At 69.2% G+C, this 26,876-nt stretch carries 27 protein-coding genes; 16 read left to right on the top strand and 11 right to left on the bottom strand.

Annotated elements, in window-relative coordinates; genetic code table 11:
- Positions 1-90: 90 nt before the first annotated feature.
- Positions 91-1,767: an AMP-binding protein gene (locus CBR61_RS01830; protein WP_088912835.1), complete on the top strand. Its 1,677-nt coding sequence runs from the start codon at positions 91-93 to the stop codon at positions 1,765-1,767.
- 179 nt (positions 1,768-1,946) lie between these two features.
- Here CBR61_RS01830 and CBR61_RS01825 read toward each other — a convergent pair whose 3' ends face one another.
- Positions 1,947-2,315, bottom strand: coding sequence for a bactofilin family protein (locus CBR61_RS01825; protein ID WP_088912834.1), 369 nt, complete (start codon positions 2,313-2,315; stop codon positions 1,947-1,949).
- Between the two features lie 13 nt (positions 2,316-2,328).
- Entirely contained in the window at positions 2,329-3,429 is a 1,101-nt protein-coding gene (locus tag CBR61_RS01820; RefSeq protein ID WP_088912833.1) for a M23 family metallopeptidase, read from the bottom strand.
- Positions 3,430-3,724: 295 nt separating this feature from the next.
- On the opposite strand from CBR61_RS01820, the gene CBR61_RS01815 reads away from it, so the two are divergent.
- The 8 genes from CBR61_RS01815 (at position 3,725) to CBR61_RS01780 (ending at position 10,553) form a co-directional block, all read left to right on the top strand.
- Entirely contained in the window at positions 3,725-5,020 is a 1,296-nt protein-coding gene (locus tag CBR61_RS01815) for a glutamate-5-semialdehyde dehydrogenase (RefSeq protein WP_324616822.1), read from the top strand.
- Positions 5,021-5,025: 5 nt separating this feature from the next.
- Entirely contained in the window at positions 5,026-5,691 is a 666-nt protein-coding gene (locus tag CBR61_RS01810; protein ID WP_088915395.1) for a nicotinate-nucleotide adenylyltransferase, read from the top strand.
- A gap of 90 nt (positions 5,692-5,781) precedes the next feature.
- Complete coding sequence (gene rsfS, locus CBR61_RS01805) at positions 5,782-6,219, top strand: ribosome silencing factor (RefSeq protein ID WP_088912831.1); 438 nt, start codon at positions 5,782-5,784, stop codon at positions 6,217-6,219.
- 141 nt (positions 6,220-6,360) lie between these two features.
- Positions 6,361-6,783 (top strand): 23S rRNA (pseudouridine(1915)-N(3))-methyltransferase RlmH, encoded by a 423-nt coding sequence (locus tag CBR61_RS01800; protein ID WP_088915394.1) that lies wholly within the window; start codon positions 6,361-6,363, stop codon positions 6,781-6,783.
- Between the two features lie 7 nt (positions 6,784-6,790).
- On the top strand, positions 6,791-8,023 hold the full coding sequence (locus CBR61_RS01795) for a murein hydrolase activator EnvC family protein (protein WP_088912830.1): 1,233 nt from the start codon (positions 6,791-6,793) through the stop codon (positions 8,021-8,023).
- Between the two features lie 131 nt (positions 8,024-8,154).
- Entirely contained in the window at positions 8,155-9,528 is a 1,374-nt protein-coding gene (locus CBR61_RS01790; RefSeq protein WP_088912829.1) for a S41 family peptidase, read from the top strand.
- Between the two features lie 7 nt (positions 9,529-9,535).
- On the top strand, positions 9,536-9,991 hold the full coding sequence (locus tag CBR61_RS01785; protein WP_088912828.1) for a disulfide bond formation protein B: 456 nt from the start codon (positions 9,536-9,538) through the stop codon (positions 9,989-9,991).
- Between the two features lie 40 nt (positions 9,992-10,031).
- A complete protein-coding gene (locus tag CBR61_RS01780) occupies positions 10,032-10,553 on the top strand; it encodes a demethoxyubiquinone hydroxylase family protein (RefSeq protein ID WP_088912827.1) in 522 nt (173 codons plus the stop codon).
- 76 nt (positions 10,554-10,629) lie between these two features.
- Here the strand turns inward: CBR61_RS01780 and CBR61_RS01775 are convergent, their stop codons facing one another.
- Both CBR61_RS01775 and CBR61_RS01770 read right to left on the bottom strand, forming a co-directional pair.
- Positions 10,630-11,691 carry a phytanoyl-CoA dioxygenase family protein gene (locus tag CBR61_RS01775; protein WP_088912826.1) on the bottom strand — a complete coding sequence of 354 codons (1,062 nt, stop codon included), beginning with the start codon at positions 11,689-11,691 and terminating at the stop codon, positions 10,630-10,632.
- A gap of 59 nt (positions 11,692-11,750) precedes the next feature.
- On the bottom strand, positions 11,751-13,040 hold the full coding sequence (locus CBR61_RS01770; protein WP_088912825.1) for a nucleotide sugar dehydrogenase: 1,290 nt from the start codon (positions 13,038-13,040) through the stop codon (positions 11,751-11,753).
- A gap of 157 nt (positions 13,041-13,197) precedes the next feature.
- On the opposite strand from CBR61_RS01770, the gene CBR61_RS01765 reads away from it, so the two are divergent.
- A complete protein-coding gene (locus CBR61_RS01765; RefSeq protein ID WP_088912824.1) occupies positions 13,198-13,746 on the top strand; it encodes a hypothetical protein in 549 nt (182 codons plus the stop codon).
- A gap of 3 nt (positions 13,747-13,749) precedes the next feature.
- Here the strand turns inward: CBR61_RS01765 and CBR61_RS01760 are convergent, their stop codons facing one another.
- From CBR61_RS01760 to CBR61_RS01750, 3 genes are read right to left on the bottom strand one after another with little or no spacing between them, the layout of a single operon-like run.
- On the bottom strand, positions 13,750-14,763 hold the full coding sequence (locus CBR61_RS01760; protein WP_088912823.1) for a GDP-mannose 4,6-dehydratase: 1,014 nt from the start codon (positions 14,761-14,763) through the stop codon (positions 13,750-13,752).
- 35 nt (positions 14,764-14,798) lie between these two features.
- Complete coding sequence (locus tag CBR61_RS01755; RefSeq protein ID WP_088912822.1) at positions 14,799-15,143, bottom strand: hypothetical protein; 345 nt, start codon at positions 15,141-15,143, stop codon at positions 14,799-14,801.
- A gap of 10 nt (positions 15,144-15,153) precedes the next feature.
- Positions 15,154-16,413, bottom strand: coding sequence for a capsule biosynthesis protein (locus CBR61_RS01750; RefSeq protein ID WP_172835907.1), 1,260 nt, complete (start codon positions 16,411-16,413; stop codon positions 15,154-15,156).
- Positions 16,414-16,615: 202 nt separating this feature from the next.
- Between CBR61_RS01750 and CBR61_RS01745 the strand changes: the two genes are divergently transcribed.
- Positions 16,616-18,097 carry an LTA synthase family protein gene (locus CBR61_RS01745; RefSeq protein ID WP_233996808.1) on the top strand — a complete coding sequence of 494 codons (1,482 nt, stop codon included), beginning with the start codon at positions 16,616-16,618 and terminating at the stop codon, positions 18,095-18,097.
- Here the strand turns inward: CBR61_RS01745 and CBR61_RS01740 are convergent.
- A complete protein-coding gene (locus CBR61_RS01740) occupies positions 18,077-18,823 on the bottom strand; it encodes an SDR family NAD(P)-dependent oxidoreductase (RefSeq protein ID WP_088912821.1) in 747 nt (248 codons plus the stop codon). The two genes, CBR61_RS01745 and CBR61_RS01740, sit on opposite strands and share 21 nt — an antisense overlap.
- Positions 18,824-19,048: 225 nt before the next feature.
- On the opposite strand from CBR61_RS01740, the gene CBR61_RS01735 reads away from it, so the two are divergent.
- Positions 19,049-19,672 (top strand): sterol desaturase family protein, encoded by a 624-nt coding sequence (locus tag CBR61_RS01735; RefSeq protein ID WP_233996920.1) that lies wholly within the window; start codon positions 19,049-19,051, stop codon positions 19,670-19,672.
- Here CBR61_RS01735 and CBR61_RS01730 read toward each other — a convergent pair.
- Complete coding sequence (locus tag CBR61_RS01730) at positions 19,652-20,344, bottom strand: HAD family hydrolase (protein ID WP_157696466.1); 693 nt, start codon at positions 20,342-20,344, stop codon at positions 19,652-19,654. The two genes, CBR61_RS01735 and CBR61_RS01730, sit on opposite strands and share 21 nt — an antisense overlap.
- 223 nt (positions 20,345-20,567) lie before the next feature.
- Here CBR61_RS01730 and CBR61_RS01725 point away from each other — a divergent pair, with 223 nt between their 5' ends.
- Genes CBR61_RS01725 through CBR61_RS01710 form a run of 4 tightly spaced genes read left to right on the top strand, consistent with a single transcriptional unit; the run spans position 20,568 to position 24,629 of the window.
- Positions 20,568-21,434 carry a KpsF/GutQ family sugar-phosphate isomerase gene (locus CBR61_RS01725; protein ID WP_233996807.1) on the top strand — a complete coding sequence of 289 codons (867 nt, stop codon included), beginning with the start codon at positions 20,568-20,570 and terminating at the stop codon, positions 21,432-21,434.
- 6 nt (positions 21,435-21,440) lie between these two features.
- The gene (kdsB, locus tag CBR61_RS01720; RefSeq protein ID WP_088912817.1) at positions 21,441-22,259 is read left to right on the top strand and encodes a 3-deoxy-manno-octulosonate cytidylyltransferase; all 819 of its coding nucleotides are present in this window, start codon (positions 21,441-21,443) and stop codon (positions 22,257-22,259) included.
- Positions 22,259-23,077, top strand: a complete 819-nt coding sequence (kdsA, locus tag CBR61_RS01715; protein WP_088912816.1) for a 3-deoxy-8-phosphooctulonate synthase — start codon at positions 22,259-22,261, stop codon at positions 23,075-23,077. The genes kdsB and kdsA overlap by 1 nt, the downstream gene beginning before the upstream one ends.
- A 1-nt stretch (position 23,078) precedes the next feature.
- Positions 23,079-24,629 (top strand): hypothetical protein, encoded by a 1,551-nt coding sequence (locus CBR61_RS01710; protein WP_088912815.1) that lies wholly within the window; start codon positions 23,079-23,081, stop codon positions 24,627-24,629.
- A gap of 18 nt (positions 24,630-24,647) precedes the next feature.
- Here the strand turns inward: CBR61_RS01710 and CBR61_RS01705 are convergent, their stop codons facing one another.
- Together CBR61_RS01705 and CBR61_RS01700 are read right to left on the bottom strand one after the other, a co-directional pair.
- Complete coding sequence (locus CBR61_RS01705; RefSeq protein ID WP_088912814.1) at positions 24,648-25,838, bottom strand: glycosyltransferase family 4 protein; 1,191 nt, start codon at positions 25,836-25,838, stop codon at positions 24,648-24,650.
- A 15-nt stretch (positions 25,839-25,853) separates the two neighbouring features.
- Entirely contained in the window at positions 25,854-26,876 is a 1,023-nt protein-coding gene (locus CBR61_RS01700) for a polysaccharide biosynthesis/export family protein (RefSeq protein WP_233996806.1), read from the bottom strand.

The following is a 26,876-nucleotide window of genomic DNA, read 5'->3' as shown; positions in this document are numbered from 1 at the left end:
GGGGCGACGCTGTTTTTGGAGCGGCGGTTACCGCGAATTCGCCGCGAGTTTCGCTTGTGCGCCAAGCCATTGTGCGCCACACTAACTGACATGACTGTCAGTAGCATCGCCCGCCCCGAAGCCGCCTATCACCACCCGGTCCCGCTCGACAGCCGGTTCGCGCCGATGAGCCTTCCGGCGATGCTCGAGCGCACGCTTCACCAGAACCCGCAGGCGCCGTTCCTGCACTTCCTGGGGCGGACCTACACCTACAGCCACATCCACAGCCAGGCGCGCAGCTTCGCCGCCGGGCTTCAGGCGCTCGGCATCGTCAAGGGCGACCGGGTCGGCCTGTTCCTCCCCAATGTGCCGATCTACGCCGCCGCCTATTACGGGGCGATGATGGCGGGGGCGGTGGTGGTGAACTTCTCGCCGCTCTACTCGGTCGAGGAGCTGAGCTGGCAGGTCGCCGACAGCGGCACGAAGGTGCTGGTGACGCTCGACGTGCCGGAGCTCTACAAAACGGCGTCGAAAGTGCTGGAAGCGTCGGCGCTGGAGACGCTGGTGGTCGGCAGCCTCGCCGAGATGCTGCCGTGGTACAAGGGGCTCGCGCTCAAGCTCCTGAAGCGCAGCCAGATCGCCGAGGTCGCCTATGGCCCCGCGATCCGCAGCTGGGCCGACATGACCCCGGACCGCGCGCCCGCGCCGGTCGACGTCACGCCCGCCGATCTCGCCCTGCTGCAATATACCGGCGGCACCACCGGGCGGCCCAAGGGGGCGATGCTGGGGCATGACCAGCTATCGGTCAACGCCCAGCAGGTCGCCGCGCTCAATCCCTTCGGCGATCCGGTGGGCGAGGTGTTCATGGGGGCGCTGCCCTTCTTCCACGTCTTTGCCAACACCGCGCTGCTCAATCACGCCTGCGTCACCGGCGCCTCGATCGCGATGGTGCCGCGCTTCGAGACCAAGCAGGTGCTCGAAACCATCGAGCGGTACCGCTGCACCGGCTTTCCCGGCGTGCCGACGATGTTCCAGGCGATCCTTGACCATCCCGACCTCGCCAAGACCGACCTCTCCAGCCTCAAGGTCTGCATCTCGGGCGGGGCGCCGATGCCCGGGCCGGTCCACGAGCGGTTCGAGGCGGTGACGGGGGTGCGGGTGTGCGAGGGCTACGGCCTCACCGAAAGCGCAGGCGTGGTCTCGGCCAATCCCTATGAGGGTACCCGCAAGCGCGGCACGATCGGTCAGCTGGTGCCCGGCACCGAGGTGATTCTGCTCGACAAGGAGGACCCGACGAAGCTCGCGCCGCAGGGCGAGCCGGGGGAGCTGGCGGTGCACGGCCCGCAGGTGATGCGCGGCTACTGGAACCGGCCCGAGACCGACGCGGAGACCTTCGTCACCATCGAGGGCAAGCGTTACCTGCGCACCGGCGACGTCGCGCGGGTGGACGCCGAGGGCTTTCTCGAGATCGTCGACCGCATCAAGGACATGATCGCGGTGGGCGGGTTCAAGGTCTTCCCGAGCGTGGTCGAGGACGTGATCCTCGAACATCCCGCGGTCAAGGAGGCGCTGGTGATCGGCGTGCCCGAGGAATATCGCGGCGAGGTGCCGCGCGCCTATGTCACCCTCAACGAGGGCGCGACCGCCACGGGCGAGGAGCTGGCGGGTTGGCTCAATTCCCGCATCGGCAAGCACGAGCGGGTCGACATGGTGGTGGTGCGCGAGAGCCTGCCCAAGACGATGATCGGCAAGCTCGACCGCAAGACCCTCAGGGCCGAGGTGCTCTGAAGGCCTTCCCGTTCCACGAATGTTTCACGTGAAACATGGCCGCAAGCGCCGGTGATGCGGGGAAAAGGCGCGGCAACTGCCTCGGTACGACCATCGCACCACCATCGCACGACCCCGCGACGACAGCGGCACCCCCGTAGCCGTCCGGCCCATGACCGGACAGGCGCTCTGACCTGGACTTATTCCGCGGCTTCGACCTGCGCGCTCGGCACGGCCTTCACCGGCTGGCGCGCGTTGGGGGCGAAGCGGCCGTCGACTTCCGCACCCTGCTCGATGGTCAGGGCGTCGTAATGGACATCGCCCTCGATCCGGGCGCTCTTGAGGATCACCAGCTCGCGCGCGGTGATCGAGCCGGTGACGCGCCCCGCGAGCCGGGCGCTCTCGGCGGTCACGGCGCCGTTGATCGTGCTCTTCTCGCCCTGCACCAGCGCGGCGCAGGTGATGTCGCCCTCGACCGAGCCGTCGATGTGCAGATCGGCCGAGGCGCCGATATTGCCCTTGATCGTCACGTCCGCGCCGATCACCGAGAAGGTCGAACCCGATGCCATCGTGCTGCTCCTGCTAACGGGCCGCGCGGGCGGCGGGCTGGACAGATCCGGTTCGGCGGACTTCCTTGAGAACATCGGGGGCGGCCTCCAGAAACGGGCGCGGATTGACCGCGCGGTCATTGATGCGGACTTCGAAATGCAGGTGCGGCCCCGTCGAGCGCCCGGTGTTGCCGAGCCCGCCGATGGTGGCCCCGGCAGCAACCTCCTGCCCCACCCGAACCCCGATGCGCGAGAGGTGCGCATAGCGGGTCAACATTCCGTTACCATGGGTGATCTCGATCGCCTGGCCATAGCCCGATTTCCACCCGGCGAAGGTCACGCGGCCCTCGGCGGCGGCGAAGATCGGCGAGCCGATCGCGCCGCGGAAGTCGATGCCCGAATGCATCGCGGCATGGCCGTTGATCGGATCGCGGCGGTAGCCGAAGCCCGAGGTGATGTGCTGCACCGGAGCGGGTACGACCTGCGGGATGCCGTCCATCGCGCGCTCGAGTACGGCCATGCGGGCAAGGCTGAGGCCGAGCCGCTCGAAACGCGGATCGATGTCGTCCGCATCAAGGATCGCCTCGAAGGGACCGCCCATCGCTTCCTGCGTTTCGCGGCTGAGGAACTTGGGGTCGAGATTGAGCTTGCGGATCGCGGCCTCGGCGCGGCGGGCGCGGGCGTCGGCGAAACGGGTCAGACGCTCGGCGAAGGCGAGCTGGCGGGCCTCGATCTCGGCGAGGCCGCGGGCCTGCGGAATGAGGGCGCTGACCTTCTTGACCGTCTCGCTCGCTTCGGCGGTGGAATCGCTGACCGTCCCGCTCGCCGCGCCCTCGGCGACCATGTCCTCGGGCAGCATCCGGGCCATTTCCTCGAGGAACTCCTGGCGCTGCTGGAGATCGTCCACCACCTTGTCGAGATCGCCGCCATAGGCTTCGAGCCGTTCGCTGGCGGAGGCGACGCGGGCCTTTTCGAGCGCGAGCGAGGCGAGATCGGCTTCGGCCCGATACTGGCCCCAGGCCATCACCGCGAGCGCGACCAGCCACAGGAAGGCCATCGCCACGACGCCGGCGGCGACGCGCATCTGGAGTTTCGCCGAAAGCTTGATGAAGCGCACCTGCCCGTCGGCGCGCATGAAGAACTCGCGATCCGGGAACCACTGTCGCAGCCGGTCCCCCCACGCCTGTGCGCTATTCCTGTGTGACAATTGCGGCCCCGATTTTGTATCTATGCCCCGGGCGAGGCCGCTATCAAGCCGATCACCTATGGTCGAATCCTATGTGTCGCTCGCAGGTGAATCGAAAGGGAATCGCGGCGAAGCGAAAGGGGCGCGGGTGCCGCCACGTCACACGCCTGCCACCGTCTCGGCGAATCGGCCCAGACTGGGCGAATCGCCCCTGCCGCGAGAGGCCTGACAGGCGGACGCGGCGGTGCTAGAGCGGTGCGCCATGACGCAGACCGCCACCCTTTCCGCCGCCGATCCCGAAGCGCTCGTCACCGCGCTGGCTCGGGCTGCCCGCAAGGCTCAGCGCGCGCTCGCCGCGATGCCGAGCGCGGCCCGCGCCGCCGCTCTGTACCGGGCCGCCGATGCCCTGCGTGCGGCTGCCCCGGCGGTGCTCGAGGCCAACGCGAAGGACGTGGCCGCAGGGCGGGCGAACGGCCTTTCGGGGGCGATGCTCGACCGGCTGGCGCTCGACGAGAAGCGGCTTGCGGGGATTGCCGACGCGGTCGCGGCGGTTGCCGGCCTGCCCGATCCGGTGGGCCAGGTGATCGACCGCAGCGAACAGCCCAACGGTCTGAAATTCCAGCGCATCCGTGTCCCGATCGGGACCATCGGTATAATCTACGAAAGCCGCCCCAACGTTACCGCCGATGCCGCCGCCCTGTGCGTGCGCGCGGGCAACGCGGCGCTGCTGCGCGGGGGGAGCGAGGCCGTCCATTCCAACCGCGCGATCCACGCCGCGCTGGTCGAGGGTCTCGTGGCGGGCGGGGTGCCGGCAGAGGCGGTGCAGCTCGTCCCCTCGCAGGACCGCGCCTGCGTGGGCGCGATGCTGACCGCGAGCGGCCTCATCGACATGATCGTGCCGCGCGGGGGCAAGAGCCTCGTCGCGCGGGTGCAGGCCGATGCGCGCGTTCCCGTGCTCGCCCATCTCGACGGGATCAACCACACCTATGTCCACGCCGCCGCCGATCCGGCGATGGCGCGCAGCATCGCGCTCAACGCCAAGCTGCGCCGCACCGGGATCTGCGGGTCGATGGAGACGCTGCTGATCGATTCGGCCTTCCCCGAGGGCGCCGGGCTGGTGGCGGCGCTGATCGAGGCGGGCTGCGAGGTGCGCGGCGATCCCCGCGCACAGGCGCTCGATGCGCGCGTCATCCCCGCCAGCGCCAACGACTGGGACACCGAATATCTCGACGCGATCCTCTCGGTCGCGGTGGTCGACGGGCTGGAGGAGGCACTGGCCCACATCGCGCGCCATTCCTCCGCCCATACCGACGCGATCGTGACTGCCGACGAGGGCGTGGCGGAACGCTTCCTCGCCGAGGTCGACAGCGCCATCGTGATGCACAACGCCTCCTCGCAATTCGCCGACGGGGGCGAGTTCGGATTGGGCGCGGAGATCGGAATCGCCACCGGGCGGCTCCATGCGCGCGGTCCGGTCGCGCTCGAAGGGCTGACGACCTACAAGTGGCAGGTGCGCGGGAGCGGGCAGACCCGCCCCTGAGCCCGATGTCCCGACCCTACCTGACCGGGCTGCTCGGGGGCAGCTTCAACCCCGCGCATGGCGGGCACCGGCGCATCACCCTGTTTGCCGCCGACGCGCTCGGGCTGGACGAGACCTGGTGGCTGGTCTCGCCCGGCAATCCCCTGAAGCCGCAGGACGACATGGGCTCGCTCAAGGCGCGCCTGCGTTCGGCGGAGCGGCAGGCGCGCCGCGCCCCGATCGTGCCGAGCGCGATCGAGCTCGATCTCGACACCCGCTACACCGTCGACACGCTCAGGAAGCTCGTGCGGCGCTATCCGCGGCGGCGCTTCGTGTGGCTGATGGGGGCCGACAATCTCGCCCAGTTCCACCTCTGGCGCGGCTGGCGGAGGATCGCGCGGACAATGCCGATTGCGGTCATCGCGCGGCCCGGCTATGATGCAGCTGCCATGACGAGCCCCGCCATGGCCTGGCTCCGGCGCTATATCGTGCCCGCCGCCAGCATTCGGAAACGGGGGCAATGGAGCGCACCGGCCCTGGTGTTATTGCGTTTCGATCCGGATCACCGCTCGGCCACGGCCATCCGCCGTGCCCATGCCGGGTGGGCCGCAGCTTTGCTGAAACCGGATCAGGACGCGCCCGTGCGCGATCGGCTGACATTTCGCAGCATCCGGACTTGGGAGGACGCATGAGGCGCACCATATGCACCTCGGCAGCCTTCCCGGCCCGCCTGCATGATGGACGCCTTCAACGCCCCGAACTCTGGAGATACGTGATTGCCGATGACCGAAGCCCTCGCCGCTTCCCTGCCGCTTGGCGCGGTGCAAGCTGCTGCCAATACGGCCAAGTCGCTCGTGGGTGCTGACCTCAGCGCCACGGCGCTGCACGCGCTCGTGCTCGCCCAGCTTGACGATGATCAGGCGCAGGACGTCGTCTCGATCCCGCTCGAGGGCAAGAGCTCGATCGCCGATCACATGGTGATCGCGAGCGGGCGTTCGACCCGCCAGGTGGCGTCGATGGCGCAGAAGCTCGCCGAGAAGATCAAGCAGGCGGGCTTCGGCCACGCGCGGGTCGAGGGCCTTCCGGCCGCCGACTGGGTGCTGATCGACGCGGGCGACGTGGTGATCCACCTGTTCCGCCCCGAGGTGCGCAGCTTCTACAACCTCGAGCGGATGTGGAGCTTCGAAGGCTCGGAAACGTCGATGATTGGTAGAAACTGATTTTCTTTGCGGGGGCGCCTCCGCGCCCCCGTCCTCGGTGCTGTTTCTGCCGCTGCGCGGCAGAGCACCTGCGGCTCGGCCGCGTGGCCTCGCGGCCCGCTTCGCGTGCCGAAATCGTTCTGTCGTAGATTGGGTGGCACTATTCTCCTCCACATCATCGCGCGCGGAAAGATTGGCCGGTCGCCCGAGGGCGAGCTGGTCGATCGTTATGCCAAGCGCCTGACCTGGCCGGTGAAGCTCACCGAGTGGCCCGATACCGGCGCGGGCAAGGCCGCAGAGCCGCTCACCCCCTGCCGCACCGTCCTGCTAGACGAGCGGGGGAAGGCCATGACGTCGGAAGCTTTCGCCACCCTCCTAGGCAAGTGGCGCGACGAGGGCGTGCGCGAGACCCGCTTCCTGATCGGCGCAGCGGACGGCCATTCGGATGCCGAACGCGCCGCCGCCGACCTCCTGCTCGCCTTCGGCCCCGCCACCTGGCCGCATATGCTCGCCCGGGCGATGCTGATGGAGCAGCTCTATCGCGCCACCACGATCCTTGCAGGCCATCCCTATCATCGGGCATGACGTCGCCATGCGGGGCGCAACCATCCTGATCCCGGGCGCGATGCTCGCCGCCGCCACGGCGCTGGGTCTCGTGCTGCCCGCGACGCTGGCCGCGCCGGCGGTCGCGCTGCTCGAACCGGCCGAGGCCGAAGCCGCGCTTGCCCGCGCCACCCGCGAAAGCCGCCTCGCCGAGGGTCGCGCCGCGCGCCTCGCCGCCGATGCCGAGGCCGCGACCGAGGCCGCGCAGCGCACCGCCAGCGAAGCCGCCGCGCTCGCCGCCCGCATCCAGCAGGCCGAGGCCGACATCGAGGCCGCCCGCGCACGGCTGACCATCGCCAAGGACCAGCGCGCGCGCCTGACCGCGCGCCTTGCCGCCAGGCAGGAGCCGACCGCCCGCCTCGCCGCCGCGCTCCAGACCGCCGCCCGCCGTCCGCTGGCGCTGGCCGCGCTCCAGCCCGGATCGCTCACCGACGTCGTCCATGTCCGTGCCGTCATGGCGAGCGCGGTGCCGCAGATCCGCCGGCGCACCGCCGCGCTGCGCAGCGAGCTCGAACGGGGCCGCGCGCTCGAACGCCAGGCCGCCGCCGCGCTCGACCAGCTGCGCGATGGCGAGGACGTGCTGCGCCAGCGCCGCAGCGAACTCGCCGCGCTCGAGAACCGCCAGCGTCTCGCCTCGCGCACGGCGCGCGGGGCGGCGCTGCGCGAGGCCGAGCGTGCTCTGGCGCTGGCCGAGGAGGCGCGCGATCTCGACGGGCTGGTGGGCAAGCTCGGCGAGGTGGCGGCGCTGCGCAGCGAACTCGCAGCCCTGCCCGGGCCGGTGCTGCGCCCCGCAGACCTCGCCGCCGCGCTCCCCGCCGATCCTGCGCCTGCCCCTGCCCCGAGCGCGAGCGCCCCGCCGCCGGCCGAATTCCAGCTCCCCGTGCAGGGCCGCACACTGATCGGCTTCGGCGCGCGGCGGGAGAGCGGCCTCGCCTCGACCGGCCTCACGCTCGCCCCCGCCCCGGGCGCGCAGGTCGTCGCGCCCGCGCGGGGCCGCGTCGCCTTCGCGGGGGCCTATCGCGGCTTCGGGCGAATCGTCATCATCGAGCACGCCGGCGGCTGGGCCAGCCTCGTCACCGGGCTCGCCGAGGTCGAGGTCGCGGTCGGCGACACGGTGATCGGCGGCAGCCCGCTCGGGCGGGCGAGCGGCGGCAAGGACCCGGTGACGATCGAGTTGCGGCAGGGTGGAAAGCCGGTCAACCCATTGCAATACCTGCATTAATCCCGCCGTGCGCGGAAGCTTTCCCTGCCCGCCTGTCCCTCGCCGGAGCACATGAAGGCGTCCAGGCGTGTCTATCTGGCGTTAAGCTCGGCAAACCTATACATTCGCGTGACAAAGGAGCCTCCCGCCTCATGAACATCGCCGCTCTCCTGCGCAGCGCCGCGCTGGTCACCGCCGTCGCGCTTATCCCCGCCACCACCGCCACGATGGCGCAGGTCGATGGCCGGGCCGGGCCGGAATTCGCCAAGCTCTTCGCGGTCTTCCAGCGGGTCAAGGCGAGCTATGTCGAGCCGGTCGAGGACGACGTGCTGATCCGCGGCGCGATCGACGGGATGCTGGCCGCACTCGATCCGCACTCGGCCTATCTCGACGGCAGCGATCTACAGCGCCTCGAGACGATGATCGACGGGCAATATTCGGGCCTCGGCCTCTCGGTCGTGATGGAGGACGGCGCGGTCAAGGTCGTCTCGCCCTTCCGTGGCAGCCCGGCGGAGATCGCCGGGATCAAGGCGGGCGACTTCATCACGCATCTCGATGGCAAGCTGATCGTCGACACCAAGCTCGATGACGCCGTGGCGCAGATGCGCGGGCCCAAGGGCACCTCAATCACGCTGACGATCTTCCGTCCCGGCCGCACCGAACCGCTCGAACTTGCCGTCACCCGCGGGGTGATCGAGCTCGAACCGGTCACCTCGGAACTCGCCGCCGGCAATATCGGCGTCATCACCGTCAACGAGTTCTCGGCCAATGTCGGCGCGGATGTCTATGCCGCCTGGGCCGAAATCCGGAAGAAGGCACCCGGCGGGCGGGTCAACGGGCTGGTGCTCGACCTGCGCAACAACCCGGGCGGGAGCCTCGACGAATCGGTGGCGCTGTCGGACCTGTTCCTCAGCAACGGCCGCATCGTCAGCCAGCGCGGCCGCGCGCGCGGCGAGACGATGCTCTACGATGCCGAGACCGTCTATCGCGGCGACATGGCCGAAGGCGTGCCGATGATCGTGCTGATCAACGCGGGCTCCGCCTCGGCCTCCGAAATCGTCGCGGGCGCGCTGCAGGATCACCGCCGCGCGCTGATCATGGGCGAGCGCAGCTTCGGCAAGGGCTCGGTCCAGTCGCTGCTGCCGCTCGGCAAGGATGCCGCGCTCAAGCTGACGACGGCGCGCTACTACACCCCGGCGGGCAAGTCGGTGCAGGAGGGCGGGATCAAGCCCGACATCGCGGTGCCGCAGATCTCCGACCCCGATTACGCGCTGCGCGCCAAGTACCAGACCCGCGAGAGCGACCTGCGCGGGCATCTCATCAACGAGCTCGGCATCAAGGACGAGGAGATGGAGGCGGACAAGATCGCCGATCCGCGCTTCCAGCTCACCGCCGCGCAGCTCGAGGAGCAGGGGATCAAGGACTTCCAGCTGAACTACGCGATGGACACGCTGCGCCGCACCACCAAGAGCACCGTGGCGCTGCGTCCGGCCGTCCGGTCACCCAAGGCTCCGGCCAAGCCCTGAGGCAGCGATGACGGACAAACCGGGTGTGGCCCGCACGCTCGCCGTGCTGGTGCCGGCGGCGCTGCTGGGCGGGGCTTACGTGTCGCAATACGGCTTCGGCCTGTTCCCCTGCGAAATGTGCTGGTGGCAGCGTTATCCCCATTTCGCGGCCGTGGCGCTGGGGCTGGTCGCCTTCGTGGCGAAGCCGCCGCAGGTATGGACCGCGCTTGCGGGCCTCGCAATCCTGACCTCGGGGCTGATCGGCGGCTTTCATGCCGGGGTCGAATATGGCTGGTGGCAGGGCATCACCGGGTGCGCGGCGCCGGTCTCGGGCACCGACGTGCTCGATTTCAACGCCGCACCGCTGATCCGCTGCGACGTGGCGCCCTGGACCTTGTGGGGCATCAGCCTTGCGGGCTTCAATTTCCTGATTTCGAGCATCGCGGGTGCGGCCATTGTGGCGCTCGCCGCGTATCGCAAGTAGGGTCGGGCAAAGCGAAGGTCGCCCAGCAAAGGAGCCGATGATGGACAGGGATGAACTCCACCGCATGATCCGGGTCGACCAGGCCGGGGAATTCGGCGCGACCCGCATCTACGAGGGCCAGCTTGCCGTGATGGGCGACCGCGGGCCGCACTCGGCCGAGATCCGCCACATGGCCGCGCAGGAGGCCGAACACCGCGCGAAGTTCGACGCGCTGCTGGCAAAGCGCGGGGTGCGTCCGACGGCGCTCCACCCCTTCTGGTCGGCGGCGGGCTACGCGCTGGGCGCGGGCACGGCGTTGCTCGGGCCGGAGGCGGCGATGGCCTGCACCGCCGCAGTCGAGACCGAGATCGACAAGCACTATTCCGAACAGCTTGACCGCCTTCAGGCGACCGGCGCCGATCCCGAACTCGCCGCGATGATCGAGGAATTCCGGGAGGAGGAGCGCGAGCACCGCGATTCGGCGCTCGCCAACGGAGCGGAACGCGCGCCCGCCTATCCCTTGCTCGCCGGCGCAATCCGGCTGGGCTGCCGCATCGCGATCAAGGTCAGCGAAAGACTCTGATTTTCTTCCAGGCTCCCCGGGCACCTGCGGCTCGCGCGCGTGCGCTCGCGGCCCTGCGGGCCGTTGGTTGCCCTGGTCAGGTCTGGTCCGTGGGAGTGCGCTCGCCGACGGGGTGCCAGGGCTGGCCGATCCACTTGGCGAGCCGGTCGCGCGCGGCCCACACCACCGCGACGCGGCGCTCGGCGATGCCGGGAAGGCTGGTCGGATCGCCGCCGAGCCACGGCAGGAAGGGATTGCGCCGGGCATAGGACCACAGCTCCACCCGCTCGCCCGCGCGGCTCGACGGGCCGCGGGCGTGGAAGCCCACGGTATCGGCCACCACCAGCGTGTTGCCCGGCACCGCCAGCGCGCGCGCGGCGGGAAGCTTCATCGCCGCCAGGTCGCGCTCGCCGATGCGGGGTGAGCCGCGGGCCGAGAGCCGGTCGATCGCCTTCGGGTCGGCGAGGCTGCGGCCGCGTTCCCACGCGAGTCTTTCGGGCGTGAAGCGGTGCGAGCCGGGGACATAGGTGAAGGGTCCGTCCTCCTCGCTCACCGAATTGAGGAACAGCCACGCCTTGAGCGAGGAGTGGAAGGAATCCGCGTGCAGCGTCTCCTGCGGGTCGGGCTCGTTCCCGCCCGCCTTACTGACGATGGTCTGAATGTAGTGCAGCGGCGCGATGCGATAGCTCGCCACGTAGTGGAACAGGGCGACAATATCGTCGCGCGCGAGCAGGCGGCGCAGGGCGGGGACGGCGTCGAGCATCGGCGGGTCGATCGCCATGCGCCGGGTGATCGCATCGCCCTGCCGCATCTCGCGCGCCGGGCCGCGATAGGCGAGCAGCGCCTCGCGCAGGGCGGCGAATTCGGCCGGGGGGACGATATCGGGGATCGCCACGAAACCGTCGCGGTCGAAGGCCTCGCGCCATTCGGGGCGGACTGCGCGCGCCAGCCGCCGCCGCCGCCAGCGACACATGGCATCCGCCAGCCGCACCCGCCCGACGTGCAGCCCCAGATCGTTGAGACGGCGCGATCCTATCAGCGGATTGTCGAGGAAGCTCTTGTAGCCGGTCGCCAGTTGCAGCGCCCAGAACGGGGTCAGCAGCACCCTTGCAGCACGCGAAATCAGGCTTCTGGACGCAGGACTACTCACCCGCGCCATCTACGAAGGGTGGGTGCGAAGGTCAACGATGCCAGCCGGATCGGGCGCCTGCCGCCGCTCTAGAGGCTCCAGTAGACCAGTTCCCCGGGCAATATCGCCCGGTCGAGCGCGCTCTTGACGTCGACCAGCACGCCCCCCTCGCGCACCCGGGCGACGAGGTCGGCGGGGTCGGCGAGGTAGACCGCGTGATTTACCGCCAGCACCAGTGCGTCGAGCTGCACGAGATCCTCGGGCGGGCTTAGGGTGATGCCGTATTCGTGCGCCGCCGCCGCAGGGTCGGCGAGCGGGTCGCTCACGAGCGCCTCGATCCGGTATTCGCGCAGTTCGGCGAGGATGTCGGGGACCTTGGAGTTGCGGATGTCGGGCACGTCCTGCTTGAAGGTCAGCCCCATGACGCCAACCCGTGCGCGGCAGGGGGAGACGCCGTTCGCGATCAGCAGCTTGACCACCTTCTGCGCGATCGCCTGTCCCATGCTGTCATTGATCCGCCGCCCGGCAAGGATCACCTCGGGCCGGTAGCCGAGCCGCTCGGCCGCCGCCGTCAGGTAGAAGGGATCGACCCCGATGCAGTGCCCGCCGACGAGGCCGGGCGTGAAGGGCAGGAAGTTCCACTTGGTCCCCGCCGCCGCCAGCACGTCGCGCGTGGCGAGGCCCATGCGGTCGAAAATCAGCGCGATCTCGTTCATCAGCGCGATGTTGAGATCGCGCTGGGTGTTCTCGATCACCTTGGCCGCCTCGGCGACCTTGATCGAGGGCGCCTCGTGCAGCCCCGCATCGACGATCGCGCCATAGACGCGATGCATCCGTTCCAGCGCGGAGGGGCTGTCGGCGGCGATGATCTTGGTGATGGTCTCGAGCCGGTGGACGTGATCGCCCGGGTTGATCTGCTCGGGGCTGTAGCCGAGCGCGAAGTCCTCGCCCTGCACGAGGCCCGAATGCTGCGCCAGCCACGGCCCGCAGATGTCCTCGGTGACGCCGGGGAAGACGGTCGATTCGAACACCACCAGCGCGCCCCTCGACAGGCGCGGGCCGATGGTGGCGCAGGCGCGTTCGAGCGGGGTGAGATCGGGGCGGCGCTCGTCGGTGATTGGGGTGGGGACGGTGACGATGATCACCCCCGCGCCTTCGAGCACCCCGGGATCGTCGGAGACTTCAAGGCCGCATGACGTCAGCCGCGCACTGTCGATCTCGCGGGTCGCGTCCTCGCCGGCCCTGAGCTGCGCGATGCGGGCGGCGGCAATGTCGAAGCCGATGACGCGCGCGCCCTCGGGCCGCAGCCGCTCGGCGAGCGCCACGGCGACCGGCAGCCCGACATAGCCGAGGCCCACGACTGCGATTTTCTCTTCCATGCGCGCGGCATAGGCGGCGAGCCCTCAAGATTTCGCTAACCACGCATAACGCGCCCGCTTCACGCCCGGTTCAGCCCTCGCGGGCTAGACAAGCGCCCCCGGTCGCGGGCAATGGTCTGTCCGCCCCGTTCGCGCACCGCCAGAGGATCCACGCGCCATGAAGCACCTGATCGCCCCCGCCGCCGCCTTCGCCGCTCTCGTCGCGGCCGGCCCCGCTGCCGCGCAGGGCGCGAACGAGAAGATCAACATGGTGATCGCCTACAGCGAATCCGAATGCCCCGTCGCCAAGGAAGGCGAAGTGGTGGTGTGCGAGATCCTCGTCGAGGAGGAGCGGTACCGCATCCCCTCCAACCTGCGCTATTCCGACAACCCCAAGAACCAGTCGCTCGCGCGGCAGGTCGACCAGATCAAGTATGTCGGCGATTTCGGCGCCATGAGCTGCGAGCCCGCGGGCGCGGGGGGCTTCACGGGGTGCAACCAGAAGTTCGTCGAGGCCTGGGCCAAGGACAAGTCCGAGGCCGAGGCGGTGCGCTTCGGCCAGCTGATCGAGAAGGCGCGGGCCGAGCGTCTCTCAACCATCGACGAACAGGCGGCCGCCGAGCAGGAGCGGGTCGAGATGATCGAGCGCGAATACATGCAGCGCCTCGAGCGCGAGCGGCAGGGCGAGCTCCCCGGCGAAGGCCAGCTCCCGCCGCCGCCGAAGTAGGCCTCACACGCCGTAATAGTCCCGGTACCACGCCACGAACCGCGCCACCCCCTCGCGGAACGGGGTCTGCGGCGCGTAGCCGGTCAGCGACTTCAGCAAAGAGGCATCGGCCCAGGTCGCGGGCACATCGCCCGGCTGGATTGGGAGGAAGTTCTTCACCGCCGCGCGCCCGCACTCGGCCTCGATGACCTCCACGAAGTCCATCAGGCGCACCTTCTCGCCATTGCCGATGTTGACCACGCGGAAGGGCGCGACGGGCGAAAGGCTGTCGCCCTGGGCGATGTCGTCCGGCGTCTCGGGCCGCACCGGGGCGGCGTCGATCAGCAGGCGGATGCCGCGCACCAGATCGGCGACATAGGTGAAATCGCGGTACATCTCGCCGTCGTTGTAGATGTCGATCGGCGTCCCTTCGAGGATGCCGCGGGTGAACTTGAACAGCGCCATGTCGGGCCGGCCCCACGGACCGTAGACCGTGAAGAAGCGGAACATCGTGGTCGGCAGGGTCCACAGGTGCGCGTAGGAATGCGCCATCGTCTCGTTCGCCTTCTTGGTGGCGGCGTAGAGCGTGAGCGGCGTGTCGACCTTCTGGACCTCGGTGAAGGGCATGTCCTCGTTGGCGCCGTAGACCGACGAGGTCGAGGCCATCAGCAGGTGATCGACGGCCAGCTCGCGCGCGCATTCCATGACGTTGAAGGTGCCGACGAGGTTCGCATCGACATAGGCGCGCGGGTTCTCGAGGCTGTAGCGCACCCCTGCCTGCGCGGCGAGGTGGACGATTGCGTCGGGCTTCTCCGCCAGCGCCAGTGCGTGGAGGCGGTCGAAATCCTCGAGCATCCCCTCGGTGCAGGTGAAGTGCGGGTGCTGGAGCAGCATCTGGTGGCGCCGCTGCTTGATCCGCACGTCGTAGTAGTCGGTCATCCCGTCATAGCCGACGACGCGGAAGCCCTCCTCGAGCAGCAACTGCGCAAGATGGAAGCCGATGAACCCGGCCGATCCGGTGACGAGAATGGTCCTCACGCGCGGCGTTCTCCTCTGCGGTGCCTGCCCGGCGGCTATGGGCGATGCGGGGTGTCGTCAAGCGCGCCGCCACGCCGACGGGCGGTGATGCGCGGTGCGATCAGGGCGATGGCGAGGGTGACGATAAGCGGGCCGAGCCAGTCGGCGGTCTGGTCGGCGGTCTGCCACACCCGCGGGTCGAAGGCGGCGTTCCACGGCATATCGGCGCGCAGGCCCGTGCCCAGCTGCTCGATCCAGCGGTATTCCGCCTGCGCCATTTCCCGCCCGATGAAATAGCCCGTCGGCAGCGCGCCGCCCGCCCACCACTTGCCGGTCAGCAGGCCAATGAGGATCTGGACGACGGCGGCGACCAGCGCGTGCTCGAACAGGCTGAACTCCATCGCCCGGCGCTCAGTCCGGCATCAGCGGCCGGCCCTCGAACCGCGCGATGGCATGGGTGACGACCTTGTCGAGCGCCTCGTCGGAGAAGAAGCCGCCGGGGATCAGGCATTGGTCGATCAGCACCCGCTGGAAGGCGGCGAAGGTCGCGGCATCGGGCGGCGCGGCCTCGGTCCAGAAGCGGTCGAGCCCATCCTGGAAGGTGAGGTCGGCGAGGCCGTAGACCGCCTTGCCGAGCACCACCACCGGCACCCCCCGCGCCAGCGCCAGCGTGCCGCTGGTGCTGTTGACGGTGACCATGCCCAGCGCGCCCTCGGCGATGGCCTCGATGTCGCCCCAGGCGAGATAGTCCACCCGGTCGGCGATCCCGAAGCGGCGGGCGAGATCGGCGGTCTCGAGCTGCCAGTCGCGCACCCCGTTGTCGAGCGGGTGCTCCTTGACGACGAGGCGGCTGTCCGCCGGGGCGTGGGCGGCGAAGGACTGGAGCACCAGCTTGATCGCCTCGATCATCCCGGCAAAGGGCGAATGGAGGCGGATCTGCGCGTCGGAATCGAGCTGGAGCGGGAACAGGTAATAGCCAGCCCGTTCGTCCTGCAGGCGGGCAAGCAGCGCCTCGCCCTGCGCCCTGCGCTCGTCGCGCCGCATCAGCTTGCGCGCCCAGCCCACGCCTTCGACCAGCGGGTGCCACGGGCGGTGGGTCTCCCAGCCGGGATAGCGCCAGCGGGTGAGAACGTCGGCGGTGTTGTACCACAATCCCTGGAGCGCACGGCGGCGGAAGGACGAGGGGACCTTGCGGTGCTGCGGCACGGGCGGCAGCTGCGCGGCGCGGTCGCGATACCATTGCGGGTCGCGCGAGAGCTGGCTGTGGCCGTTGACCCCGCCGTTCTCCATCGTCACCCAGTCGGGCCGGACATAGCCTTCCTCGAACACCCACACGGTCGCGCCGTGCGCCCGGCACATCTCCACCGCGCCCATGTGATGGTCGCGGCAATCGCCGAACAGCATGACGTCGGTGATGCGGTGCCTGGTCAGCAGTCCGGCGAATGTCGCGGGCCAATCGGCGAGGGTGCCCTTGTAGTCGATCCCGTTGGGCAGGCCCCAATAGGCCCGGTCGCCGCCGTTGAAATTGACCTTGAAGACCTCGTGCCCCGCCTTGCGCAGACCCTTGCCGAGTCGCTGGAAAAAGGGCCCCATCAGCCCCTGCAGCAGCATCACCCGGCGCCCGGCCTGCACGGGCCCCGCAGGCGGCGGAGGGGCGGAAACGGCGCTCATCGGGGGGTCTGGCTCATGCGGATGGACAGTCTTTCTGCCTGCCGCCCTAGTCCCTCTGCCGCGGGCTTGTCGATGCTCTGACGACATTTTGTTTTGATTTCGGGTACAAATCGACTTTAGCGGACGGGATGAAAAGCGGAAGGTCCGGGCGGGCGGCGATGCCTTGCCGCAGGCGCGCGGCCTTCCCCGCGAATGAGGCAGGATGATGGGCGGGCTGCTGCCGGACATGATGGTCGCACTCCCGCTGCTGGCTCTGCTGGCGTTGCTGGCCGATGCCTTCGCGGCGCCGCGCGGCTGCGGCCCTGCCGGCGCGCGCAGTGCGGGCGGGCTGGCGGTGCTGCTGATGGCCGCGCTGTGCGGATTCGGCTTGCTGCTGACCCTTACCGGCGCGCCCTTCGTGGCGGCGGCGGGAGTTGCGATCCTGACAGGGACACTGTCCCTGATCTCCAACATCAAGCGCCGGGTGCTCGGCGAGCCGCTGGTATTCAGCGATTTCGCCCTGCTCGGCGCGGTGTTCCAGCACCCCCAGTTCTACCTCTCGGCGCTCAGGCCGTGGCAGGTGGTGGTGCTGGCGGGGGGGCTCGGCGGGTTGGGGGTGACGCTGGTATTGCTCTCGAACGCGGCGGTAGCCCCGCGGCTGGCGGGCGCGGGGCTGATGCTCGGCGCCGGCGCGGCCCTCGCGCTGGCGCTGGCGCGGCTCGTCAGGGCGGGGTTCGCCGAGGTGCCCGATCCCGAGGCGGATGTCGCACGGCTCGGCCTCGTGCCCTGCCTGCTCGCGCATTGGCGTGCCTGGCGCGCCTCGCCCGATCCGCCGCCCTGCACAGCGGCCCCGATCACCGGAGAATCGCGCCAGCTGGTGGTGATCGTCCAGTGCGAGAGCTTCACCGACCCTGTCGACCTGTTCGGCGACCCGGCGCTCGCCCTGCCGGGGCTCGAGCGCGCGCGTGCGCTGGCGTGGCAGGCCGGCCGCCTCGCGGTCTCGGGCTTCGGCGCCTACACGATGCGGACCGAATACGGGGTGCTGTTCGGCCTGCCGGAGGAGCGGCTGGGAATGCGCCGCTTCGACCCCTTCCTCACCGCCGTGCGCGAGGCGAGCTGGGCATTGCCCAACCGGCTTGACCACGGCGCGTGGGACCGCTGGTTCGTCCATCCCCACGACATGCGCTTCTACGGCCGCAACCGGATCATGCCCGCGAGCGGCTTTAGGGCGCTGGTCGGCGAGGATTCCTTCCCGCCGCCCGCACCGGGCGAGGGGCGCTATGTCACCGATGCGGCGATGACCGATAGGATACTCGCGCTGGCGCAGGATGGCGCCCGGGCGGGGCTGATCTATGCCGTGACCATCGAGAACCACGGTCCCTGGCCGGCCGAGCAGGGCGAGGAGGCCCACCTGATCGCGCCCTATCTCCGGCTGCTCGCCCATAGCGACGCGATGCTGACCCGCCTGCTCGACGAACTGCCGCGCCTCGGCCGGCCGGTGACGCTGTGCTTTTTCGGTGATCACCGTCCGAGCATACCCGGCGCAAGCGAGCCCGGAGCCGAGCGTCACACTCCCTACGTCCTGCTGCGCTTTGCCGCCGACGGCACGCCTCTCGCCGGAAGCAACGAGGCGCCAGAGCTCGCGCCCGCCGCGCTGCACCACGCGATCCTCGATGCGATCCGCCTAGGGGAGGCGGAGGGATAGCAGGATCCGGTCGCGCAAGGGGCGGGGCAGCAAGCGGTCGAACCAGCGCAGCAGCAGGAAGCGGCGGGGCACCACCAGTTCGGCCTTTCCGGCCATGACGGCCGCGATCATTCGCTCCGCCACCATGTCCGCCGCGATCTCGCCGGGGCGGGACAGCGCCGCCGCGTCGGCGAAGAAGCCGGGGGACACCAGGGTCACGCTCACCCCGCGGCCCGCCACCGCCAGCCGCAGGGCATCGGCAAAACGGGCAAGGCCGGCCTTGCTCCCCGCATAGCCCGCCGCGAAAGGCAGGGAATGCGAGGCGGCGGCGGTGCCCACCAGCGCGATCCGTCCGCGGCCGCGCACGGCCATACGGTCTGCCAGCAGGGCTGCCATGGCGGCCGGGGCCACGAAGTTCGTCTGCGCCAGCCGGACGATCTGCGTCGGCGGCTCGACCAGCGCGCCGGGCGGCAGGGTGTCTCCCCGCCCAGCAACCAGCAAAGCGATGTCGAAGGGTTCGGCCGCGTCCTGCGTTTCCAGAGCGATGAGAGCAGCATCTATATCGGTTAGATCGAGTGCGCAGACCCCCACCTCCGCCCCGGCTGCACGACATTGCCAGGCAAGAAAACTGAGCGCGTTCAAATCTCGCGCCCAGAGCGACAGGCGCATGCCGGGCCGCGCAAGTCGAAGCGCAAGCCGGCGGCCCAGCGTTCCGGAAGCTCCGGTGACGAGCACCCGGGACGGCATGTCACGAAGAAGACCGGACGGATTTGTCACATTAATGTCATGCCTTACTGCTTCGCACCTGCGGTATCATGTTGACTCGCTTCAAGGAGCGGGAACAAACCAGGGCGTCCATACGTTCTTTTTGCGAGCCAAGACGAATGCGATTTTGTAACCATTTTTGTTATTTCGGTGGTACCGGAGAATCGTCGTGCCCGCTCCCGGGTTTGCGATGTGCGAGTGGTGGGGATGGTCAGTAAAGTGTTAGACCGCAATTCGCCCGACCGATTGAGACTCTTTCGCAATCCGTGGCTCGAGAAGCTGACGGTGATACCCCTGAGCGCTTTCTTGATCGTATGGGTCGCCTTGCTCCCTGCAATTGCCATGGTCGGGTTTCGCGTTGCCCCGACATTCTGGGCCGTGCCGCTCGTGTTGGCCGGTCTGATTGTCTGGACCTTGGCTGAGTATGCTTTGCATCGCTATGTGTTTCATTTCGAGGCACGCTCGCCGTTGCTGCGACAAGCGATCTTTGTCATTCATGAAAACCACCATGCCGACGCCAACGATCCGCTGCGAAACCTGATGCCGCCGATCGTGAGCATCCCGGTCGGCCTTGCGGTCTGGGCACTGTCCGTGTGGGTCCTCGGTGCGCAGGGGACGTGGTTCCTGCTCGGCTTCATGACCGGCTACGTGACCTATGATCTGGTGCACTTCGCCTGTCACCAGTTCCCGATGAAGGGTCGCATCGCCCGGATGCTCAAGACGCATCACATGCGCCATCATCATCTCAAAGTCGAAGGCAACTACGCCATCACCGGCATGATCTGGGATCGGATCTTCTCGACCCGCATCTCATCGGTCCGCAAGGCCTGACCCGCCATGTGCCAGCACCGCGTCATGCAGGGCAGCCATCGTTTCGAAAACGGGCGTGCGCGGTTCGTGCTCGAGCGCCTCGGCGGTGCCATAGCCCCATGCCACCAGCACGGGCTCCAGCCCTGCAGCGCGGGCGGTGGCGCAATCGATCGCGGAATCCCCGCAATAGAGCGTGTCGGCCCGCGTCCCGCCGATGCTCTCCAGCGCAAGGATCGCGCTGTGCGGATCGGGCTTGCGGGGGCGATCCGGGCTGCTCCCGACAATCGCCCCGAAATGCCGCGCCAGGCCGAGCTCGCCCAGGATCCTGTCGCACAGGAACTGCGGCTTGTTGGAACAGATCGCCATGCCGATGCCGGCCGCCGCGAGTGCCGCAAGCGTCTCGGGCACGCCGGGGAAGGGCAGGTCGCCGGGCACCGCGATGGTGCGGTGGATTTCCCGGAACTCCTCGATCTCGCTCGCCGGATCGACCGAATGGGCGCCCAGCGCGGCCGCGATCATCGCCGTGCCGCCGACCGCGTCCATGCGCCGGATCAGCGCCTGGTCGGCGCGCGCCGCCGCGCCGCGATCCGCCAGCATCCGGTCGACGATCGCTCCGGTCAGCCGCGCGCTGTCGATCAGCGTGCCGTCTAGGTCGAAAATAATGTTCAGGATTGGCACAAAAGAATAACCCACGCTGTCGAGTTGCTTCGGGTCGCGCCGTCCATATTGACACCTCATGGAGGGGTAATTGCAACACCTATCTTCCGAACGGCGCGCCGAAGTCGAAGGGCCTCTCCCTGCGCCAACTGCCCGTGACAGGCATCTTGAGGTCGGCCGTAGCGTCATTACGATGGAGGCCGAAGCTCTTCATAGTCTAGCTGAGCATGTAGGCGATGCATTCGCGGACGCTGTCGAGATGATCCTCGGTTGCCGCCAGCGGGTGATCGTCTCGGGGATCGGCAAGTCGGGCCACGTTGCACGCAAAATCGCCGCGACTCTCGCCGCCACCGGAACACCCGCGCTTTTCGTTCACGCGGCCGAGGCGGCGCACGGCGATGTCGGCATGGTAAGTCCGGGCGATGTGCTGATCGTCTTTTCCAATAGCGGGGCGACGGTTGAGGTCCAGCCGTTGTGCATATACGCAAAGGCCATCGGCTGCCCGTTGATCGGTGTGTCGCGCAATCCCAATTCGCTGTTGATGCGCACCGCCGATCTCGGCCTGCTCCTCCCCAAGGTCGAGGAGGCCTGCACCTCGAGCCTCGCACCTACAACCTCCTCGACCATGATGCTGGCGCTCGGCGATGCGCTCGCGGTGGCGGCGATGCGCGCGCGCGGCCTGTCGGGCTCGGACATCCGGGCGCTGCATCCGGGCGGCGAGATCGGCCTGTTCCTGCGCAGCGTCGAGGATGTGATGCATTCCGGTGACCGCTTGCCGCTGGTTGGCCTCAGGACGCCGATGCCCGACGTGCTGGTGACCATGACCGAGAAGCGCCTCGGCGTCGCCGGCGTGGTCGACGACGAGGGGCAATTGGTCGGGATCATCACCGACGGCGACCTGCGGCGCCGGGCGCGCAATGTCGTCTTCGGCACCGCCGCCGACGTGATGACACACGCGCCGCGCACAATCGCACGCACTGCACGCGTGCAGGAAGCGCTCGAAATGATGAACACGCACCGGATCACCGTGCTTTTCGTGGTGGACGACCGGCAGCCGCGGATTCCGCTCGGCGCGGTGCAGATCTATGATATCGCCGTGCCGCCCGCTCCCGGTGCCGCACCCTGAGAGGTCATGTCCCGCGTCCAGATCATCATCCCGGCCAGGCTCGCATCGACACGCTTCCCGGCCAAACCCCTCGCGCCCCTGACCGGCGCTGACGGGATCGCACGCCCCGCGCTTCACTACACCTGGGAGGCCGGCCTCGCAGCGGCACGCGCGCTCGGCGGCGATGCGCGCTGCGTGATCGCGACCGACGATGCGCAGATCGCCGATGCGGCAGGTTCTGCGGGCATGGACGTGGTAATGACCCCGGTGACCTGCGCCAACGGGACCGAACGCTGCGCTGCCGCGCTGGATGCGCTCGATACCGTGCCCGAGATCGTGGTGAACCTTCAGGGCGACGCGCCGCTCACCCCGCCGGCGATGGTGGCGGCGGTGGTCGCGCTGCTCGAGACCGATCCGGCGCTGGCGATGGCGACGGCGGCAGTCCCGGCCACCCCCGCCGTGCTGGCGCACCTTCAGACCGATGCAGCCGCGGGCAGGGTCGGCGGGACGACGGTGGTGTGCGCCACCGGCGGCCGGGCGCTCTATTTCTCGAAATCGATCATCCCCCACGTCTCGCCCGGCACGGTGCCGCAGCAGCCGGTGCTGCTCCACCTCGGCCTCTATGCCTATCGGCCCGCCGCGCTCGCGGCCTATGCGGCGCACGGCCCGGTGCCGCTCGAACTGCAGGAAGGGCTCGAGCAGCTGCGCTTTCTCGATGCCGGCCTGCCGGTCGGCGTGGCGGTGTGCCCCGCTCCCGCATGGGAGATGATCGAACTCAACAATCCGAGCGACATTCCGCTGATCGAGGCCGAGCTGGTCCGCCGCGCGCAAACGGAGCCTGTCTGATGCTGCCGACCTTCCACCGCGCCCCGGGCGCCCCGCCGTTCCTGATCGCCGGCCCCTGCGTGATCGAGAGCGAGGCCCTTTGCCTCGGCATCGCCGAGCGGCTGAAGGCGATCGGCGAGCGCCTCGCGATGCCGGTGATCTTCAAGGCCAGCTTCGACAAGGCCAACCGCACCTCGGTGTCGGGCTTCCGCGGCCACGGGGTCGAGGCAGGGCTGCGCGTGCTCGAGAAGGTGCGCAGCGAAACAGGGCTGCCGGTCCTCACCGATGTGCACCTGCCCGACCAGGTCCCGGTCGTCGCCGAGGTGGTCGACATGATCCAGACCCCGGCCTTCCTTGCCCGCCAGACCGATCTCATCATGGCGGCTGCGGCCAGCGGGCGGCCGGTCAACATCAAGAAGGCCCAGTTCATGGCTCCGGCCGACATGGGCGCCGTGCTGGGCAAGGCGCGCGCGGCGGCGGAGGCGGCGGGCATCGCCGAACCGCAGATCATGCTGTGCGAGCGCGGGTCGAGCTTCGGCTACAACAACCTCGTGGTCGACATGCGCGGCCTCGTGATCATGCGCGAGCTCGGCGCGCCGGTTGTGTTCGATGCGACACACAGCGTCCAGCTGCCCGGCGGCGGGGGCGACCGCTCGCTCGGCCAGCGCCAGTTTGTCGAGCCGCTCGCCCGCGCGGCGGCGGCGGTCGGCGTGGACGGCTTCTTCATGGAAACCCACCCCGATCCCGACAGCGCCCTGTCCGACGGGCCCAACATGGTGCCGCTCGACCAGCTTGAGGGACTACTTGCCCGGATCGTGGCGATCGCCGCGCTCGGTTGAGATGACGCCAGCACCGCTCCTTGCCATCCCGCCGTTTCCCGGCACGCGCGCACCGCGTTTCGCGGCGGCAGGCGGCGCGGGCGGGGGCGATGGTGCGGCGCTGCTCGCGGCCCTCGCGCAGCACCGCGTCGGCGGCTGCTATTGGGGCCGGGCGCCGGCCCTGCCGGATGGCCCCGTGGTGCTCGACGGCACCGCTGCCCCGCTTCCCGATGCCACTGTGTGGGACCGCGCCTGCGACCCCTGGCCCGCGCTCGATGCCGCCGCCCGCGTGCGCCTGCCCGAGGGTGACCCGCGCGGCCTGCTGGCGCTCGCCGCCGGGGTGCCGCTGACGCTCGTCGCCGATGGCGGGGTGGAGCGGGAAGCGGGCGAGGCCGAGCGCGAGCGCCTGCTCGTCATGGGGCTGACCGGCTGGCAGTGGCACGACCCCTTCACCGGTCGGTCGATCGAGTCTGCCGAGGCCATCGCGCTGTGCGGCCTGTGGCGCCGCCTCATCGATGCCAACCGGCGCATCCATTCGGTGCTGGGCATCGCCTATTGGAAGAAGCCGACCGTGACCCCGCTGCTGTGGGCGGGGGCGAAGGTACCCTATGGCCGCACGCTCGACGACCTGCCCGAGGGCGGCGCGGTGGCGATCTGGCGCGCCCGGCTCACTGCCGCGCAGGAGCGCGCCCTCGAACAACGCGAACCCCCGGTGATCGAGATCGAGGACGGCTTCATCCGCTCCGCCGGGCTGGGGGCCGATTGCGTGCCGCCGCTCTCGATCATCGTCGATGCCTCGGGCCCGCACTTCGCGCCCGCCGCGCCCAGCGAACTCGAGACCGTGTTGCAGGAGGGCGCCTTCCCGCCCGAACTTCTCGGGCGCGCCCGCGCCCTGCGCGAGGCGATCATCGCCGGCGGGCTCTCGAAATACGAGACCGGCGGCACCGAGGCGCTCCCCCGCTACGGCGGAGCGCGCCGCCACGTGCTCGTGCCCGGGCAGGTCGAGGATGATCGCGCGGTGACCAGCGGCGGTGCGCTTGCCTCCAATCTCGAACTGCTCCGCCGCGCCCGCGCCGAGGCCGGTCAAGAGGCCTATCTCATCTACAAGCCACACCCCGATGTGCTGGCCGGCCACCGCCGCGGCATGATCCCCGAACGCGAGGTCGCCGCGCTTGCCGACAGGGTCGAGACCGGCAGCCCGATGGCGGCGCTGATCGCGATGGTCGATGAGTTGCACGTCAACAGCTCGCTCGCCGGGTTCGAGGCGCTGATGCGCGGCAAGCAGGTGACGGTGCACGGGGTGCCGTTCTATGCCGGCTGGGGCCTTACGACCGATCGCGGCCCCGTGCCGCCGCGCCGCACCGCGCGCCGCACGCTCGACGAACTGGTCGCCGCTGCCCTGCTCGTCTACCCGCGCTACCTCGACCCCGAGACCGGCCTGCCCTGTCCGGCCGAGGTGCTTGTGCGGCGTCTGACAAGCCAGCAGGTGCGGCTCGATGCGAACGCTCGCGCCGTGGTTGCGGTGCGCAGGCTTGCCGGACGGACCAACCGCCTCCTCGGGCGTGGCGGTTAAGGCCCGCAAGCCTATTCCTTAGGACAACTCCTCGAGCAGCGCATCAATGCGCGCGAAGTGCTCGGCCCAAGTCGGCACCTTGTAATCCTTCAGCCGCTCCAGCTGGCGTTCGCGCCGGGCGCTGCTACCGCCGGCATAATCCATCAGCGTCGCGATCCAGGCATCTTCGTCGTCTGCTGGCAGCAGGTCGGGGATGTCTCCGGCGGTCTCGCGGAAGACATCGAGTTCGCTGGCGATCACCGGAATCCCCGCGGCCAACGCCTCGACCAGCGGGATGCCGAAGCCCTCGGCGTAGCTGGGAAACAACAGCGCGCGTGCGCGGCCGAGAACTTCGGCCAGCTGTGCGTCGTCGAGCGTCCCCGCCTCGATCACCTTGCCGCGGAAATCCTCATGTCCCAGCAGTGCGAAGACGTCGTCGGCCTCCCAGCCGCGCCGCCCGACGATCACGAGGCGCGGGCAGGCTTCACCCATCGTGGCGATTAGGCGCTTCCACAAGCGGAGCAGCAGCGCGTGGTTCTTGCGGGCCTCTATCGTTCCAAGGATCACGAAAGTGGCCGGCATATCGTGTCGGTCCGTCGCGGTTGCGCGGCGCAGGCTCGAACAGCCGGGCCACGCCACGACCGCTCGGGGGACCGGCAAGCCGGCCTGATCCGCAAAGCAGGTCAGGGTTCTAAGCGTGTGGCGGCTGTTCGCGACCACGGCAGAGGCAGTGTTCAGCACGGTTTGAATGCGTCTGACGTGCTTCGCGTCCTCCCCGGGCCGGCAGAACTGAGGATGAGTGATCGGGATGAGGTCGTGAACCAGGTAGATCGGGCGGACGTTTGCCCGGGCGCACCAGTCTACCAAGTCAAGGTTGTGTAGGCCGGTATGCCCGGCGTTGAGCCAGAAGCGGCCCTTGCCATCGAGGTTGCGCAGCCAGCACCAGCCCCATCGCAGCGCGATCGCGATGAGCTTGCGCCGGAAAACCGCCGCGGAGCCCTTAGGCGACTTCGGCGCTGCGAGCGCTGCAAACAGCGCGCGCGAGGCAGCCAATGGGAGGATCACCTGCCGTCCCCTCGTGATGATCACCGCCTGCGACCGGGGCGCGAAGTGTTCGAGCCACGCGTCGCAGATCCGGTCGATCCCGGTGGGCCTCACGCCCTCCCAGCGCCGCCATATCTGGCGCGTCACGTCCAGCAGCAGCGGCGCGCTGTTCTCCGTGGCGGCCATGCTCCCGGGCTCGCGTCAGATCGTGCCAGCTTGCTGAAGGGCGACGAGCGGGAAGAACAGCTGGCTGAGCACCTGGATCAGCTTCGACGGCTGGTTGGCCAGCGCGTTGCCGACGTAGACGACATCCTTGTCCTTCATGTCGAACTTCTGCGCGAGGATGTAGGAGCTCGCTTGCATCATGTTGAAATGATAGACGATCGGCACTTCCTTGCCGGTCTCGTCGCGATCGATGCGGAAAACGAAGATCGCTCGTGCATTGCCCGCATTGGGATTGGCCCCGCCGGCCATCGCGATGGCCTCGATCAGCGACGTTTTCGCACTAGGGAACGCGAACTGGCTGGTCTGTCCCGGTGCGCCGAGCACCGTGAAGCTGCGCGGCTGGCGGATTAGGGTAATCCGGTCGGCGGGGAAGATGCGCAGATCGATCGCCGGATTGTCGAGTACATCGCTCAAACGCCACTCCTGCACTTCCTCATTGCGGGAGACCCGAACGACGAGGTCGCGGATCTCGCCCTTGTTGCCGCCGGCGAGCGCAATCACCTCGGACAGCTTCTCGCGATTGGTCGGCAGCACGAGGCGTCCCGGGCGGGCGACGTCGCCGCCGATGATCACGGAATTGGTGAGCCCCTCGGCGATCGACACGAGCACCTGCGGGTTCTGCGACTTTCCGCGCAGCGCCTGACGCAGCTGCAATTCGATTTCGCGGGTGGTGCGGCCGGCAACGTTGACCTGCCCGACATAGGGAATTGTGATCGTCCCCTGATCGCTGACCCTAAGGGGCGGGAACCTTTCCGCACGGGACGCGGCATCGAAGTTGGAACTGCCCTCCGTTCCGATCGCGGCGGTTCGACCGAACAGGGCGACGCCGGTTTCGAAGATCGCGACGTTTAGGACGTCGCCCGGTCCGACCAGTTCCGTCGAGGGCGGCGGCGTGTAATCGGGGCGGAACGGTGCCGGAGGAGCGGGCGGGCGCGGCAGGTCGTCGACCCTTTCGACCTGCACGAGCGTGATGCCAAGTTGGCCCGCGTCCTTCGCCAC

This window comes from Porphyrobacter sp. CACIAM 03H1 (genome assembly GCF_002215495.1).
Lineage (GTDB): Bacteria > Pseudomonadota > Alphaproteobacteria > Sphingomonadales > Sphingomonadaceae > Erythrobacter.
Note: the sequence above shows the minus strand (reverse complement) of the source record. Positions and strands in the feature narration are given on the sequence as shown.

What these genes read in the sequence shown, in the direction of transcription:
- CBR61_RS01830 (WP_088912835.1), top strand. Translation starts at nt 91, where the DNA reads ATGACTGTCAGTAGCATCGCCCGCCCCGAAGCCGCCTATCACCACCCG.
- CBR61_RS01825 (WP_088912834.1), bottom strand. Translation starts at nt 2,315, where the DNA reads ATGGCATCGGGTTCGACCTTCTCGGTGATCGGCGCGGACGTGACGATC.
- CBR61_RS01820 (WP_088912833.1), bottom strand. Translation starts at nt 3,429, where the DNA reads ATGCGCGCCGACGGGCAGGTGCGCTTCATCAAGCTTTCGGCGAAACTC.
- CBR61_RS01810 (WP_088915395.1), top strand. Translation starts at nt 5,026, where the DNA reads ATGTCCCGACCCTACCTGACCGGGCTGCTCGGGGGCAGCTTCAACCCC.
- rsfS (WP_088912831.1), top strand. Translation starts at nt 5,782, where the DNA reads ATGACCGAAGCCCTCGCCGCTTCCCTGCCGCTTGGCGCGGTGCAAGCT.
- CBR61_RS01795 (WP_088912830.1), top strand. Translation starts at nt 6,791, where the DNA reads ATGCGGGGCGCAACCATCCTGATCCCGGGCGCGATGCTCGCCGCCGCC.
- CBR61_RS01790 (WP_088912829.1), top strand. Translation starts at nt 8,155, where the DNA reads ATGAACATCGCCGCTCTCCTGCGCAGCGCCGCGCTGGTCACCGCCGTC.
- CBR61_RS01785 (WP_088912828.1), top strand. Translation starts at nt 9,536, where the DNA reads ATGACGGACAAACCGGGTGTGGCCCGCACGCTCGCCGTGCTGGTGCCG.
- CBR61_RS01780 (WP_088912827.1), top strand. Translation starts at nt 10,032, where the DNA reads ATGGACAGGGATGAACTCCACCGCATGATCCGGGTCGACCAGGCCGGG.
- CBR61_RS01775 (WP_088912826.1), bottom strand. Translation starts at nt 11,691, where the DNA reads ATGGCGCGGGTGAGTAGTCCTGCGTCCAGAAGCCTGATTTCGCGTGCT.
- CBR61_RS01770 (WP_088912825.1), bottom strand. Translation starts at nt 13,040, where the DNA reads ATGGAAGAGAAAATCGCAGTCGTGGGCCTCGGCTATGTCGGGCTGCCG.
- CBR61_RS01765 (WP_088912824.1), top strand. Translation starts at nt 13,198, where the DNA reads ATGAAGCACCTGATCGCCCCCGCCGCCGCCTTCGCCGCTCTCGTCGCG.
- CBR61_RS01755 (WP_088912822.1), bottom strand. Translation starts at nt 15,143, where the DNA reads ATGGAGTTCAGCCTGTTCGAGCACGCGCTGGTCGCCGCCGTCGTCCAG.
- CBR61_RS01750 (WP_172835907.1), bottom strand. Translation starts at nt 16,413, where the DNA reads ATGAGCGCCGTTTCCGCCCCTCCGCCGCCTGCGGGGCCCGTGCAGGCC.
- CBR61_RS01745 (WP_233996808.1), top strand. Translation starts at nt 16,616, where the DNA reads ATGATGGGCGGGCTGCTGCCGGACATGATGGTCGCACTCCCGCTGCTG.
- CBR61_RS01740 (WP_088912821.1), bottom strand. Translation starts at nt 18,823, where the DNA reads ATGCCGTCCCGGGTGCTCGTCACCGGAGCTTCCGGAACGCTGGGCCGC.
- CBR61_RS01735 (WP_233996920.1), top strand. Translation starts at nt 19,049, where the DNA reads ATGGTCAGTAAAGTGTTAGACCGCAATTCGCCCGACCGATTGAGACTC.
- CBR61_RS01725 (WP_233996807.1), top strand. Translation starts at nt 20,568, where the DNA reads ATGATCCTCGGTTGCCGCCAGCGGGTGATCGTCTCGGGGATCGGCAAG.
- kdsB (WP_088912817.1), top strand. Translation starts at nt 21,441, where the DNA reads ATGTCCCGCGTCCAGATCATCATCCCGGCCAGGCTCGCATCGACACGC.
- kdsA (WP_088912816.1), top strand. Translation starts at nt 22,259, where the DNA reads ATGCTGCCGACCTTCCACCGCGCCCCGGGCGCCCCGCCGTTCCTGATC.
- CBR61_RS01710 (WP_088912815.1), top strand. Translation starts at nt 23,079, where the DNA reads ATGACGCCAGCACCGCTCCTTGCCATCCCGCCGTTTCCCGGCACGCGC.
- CBR61_RS01705 (WP_088912814.1), bottom strand. Translation starts at nt 25,838, where the DNA reads ATGGCCGCCACGGAGAACAGCGCGCCGCTGCTGCTGGACGTGACGCGC.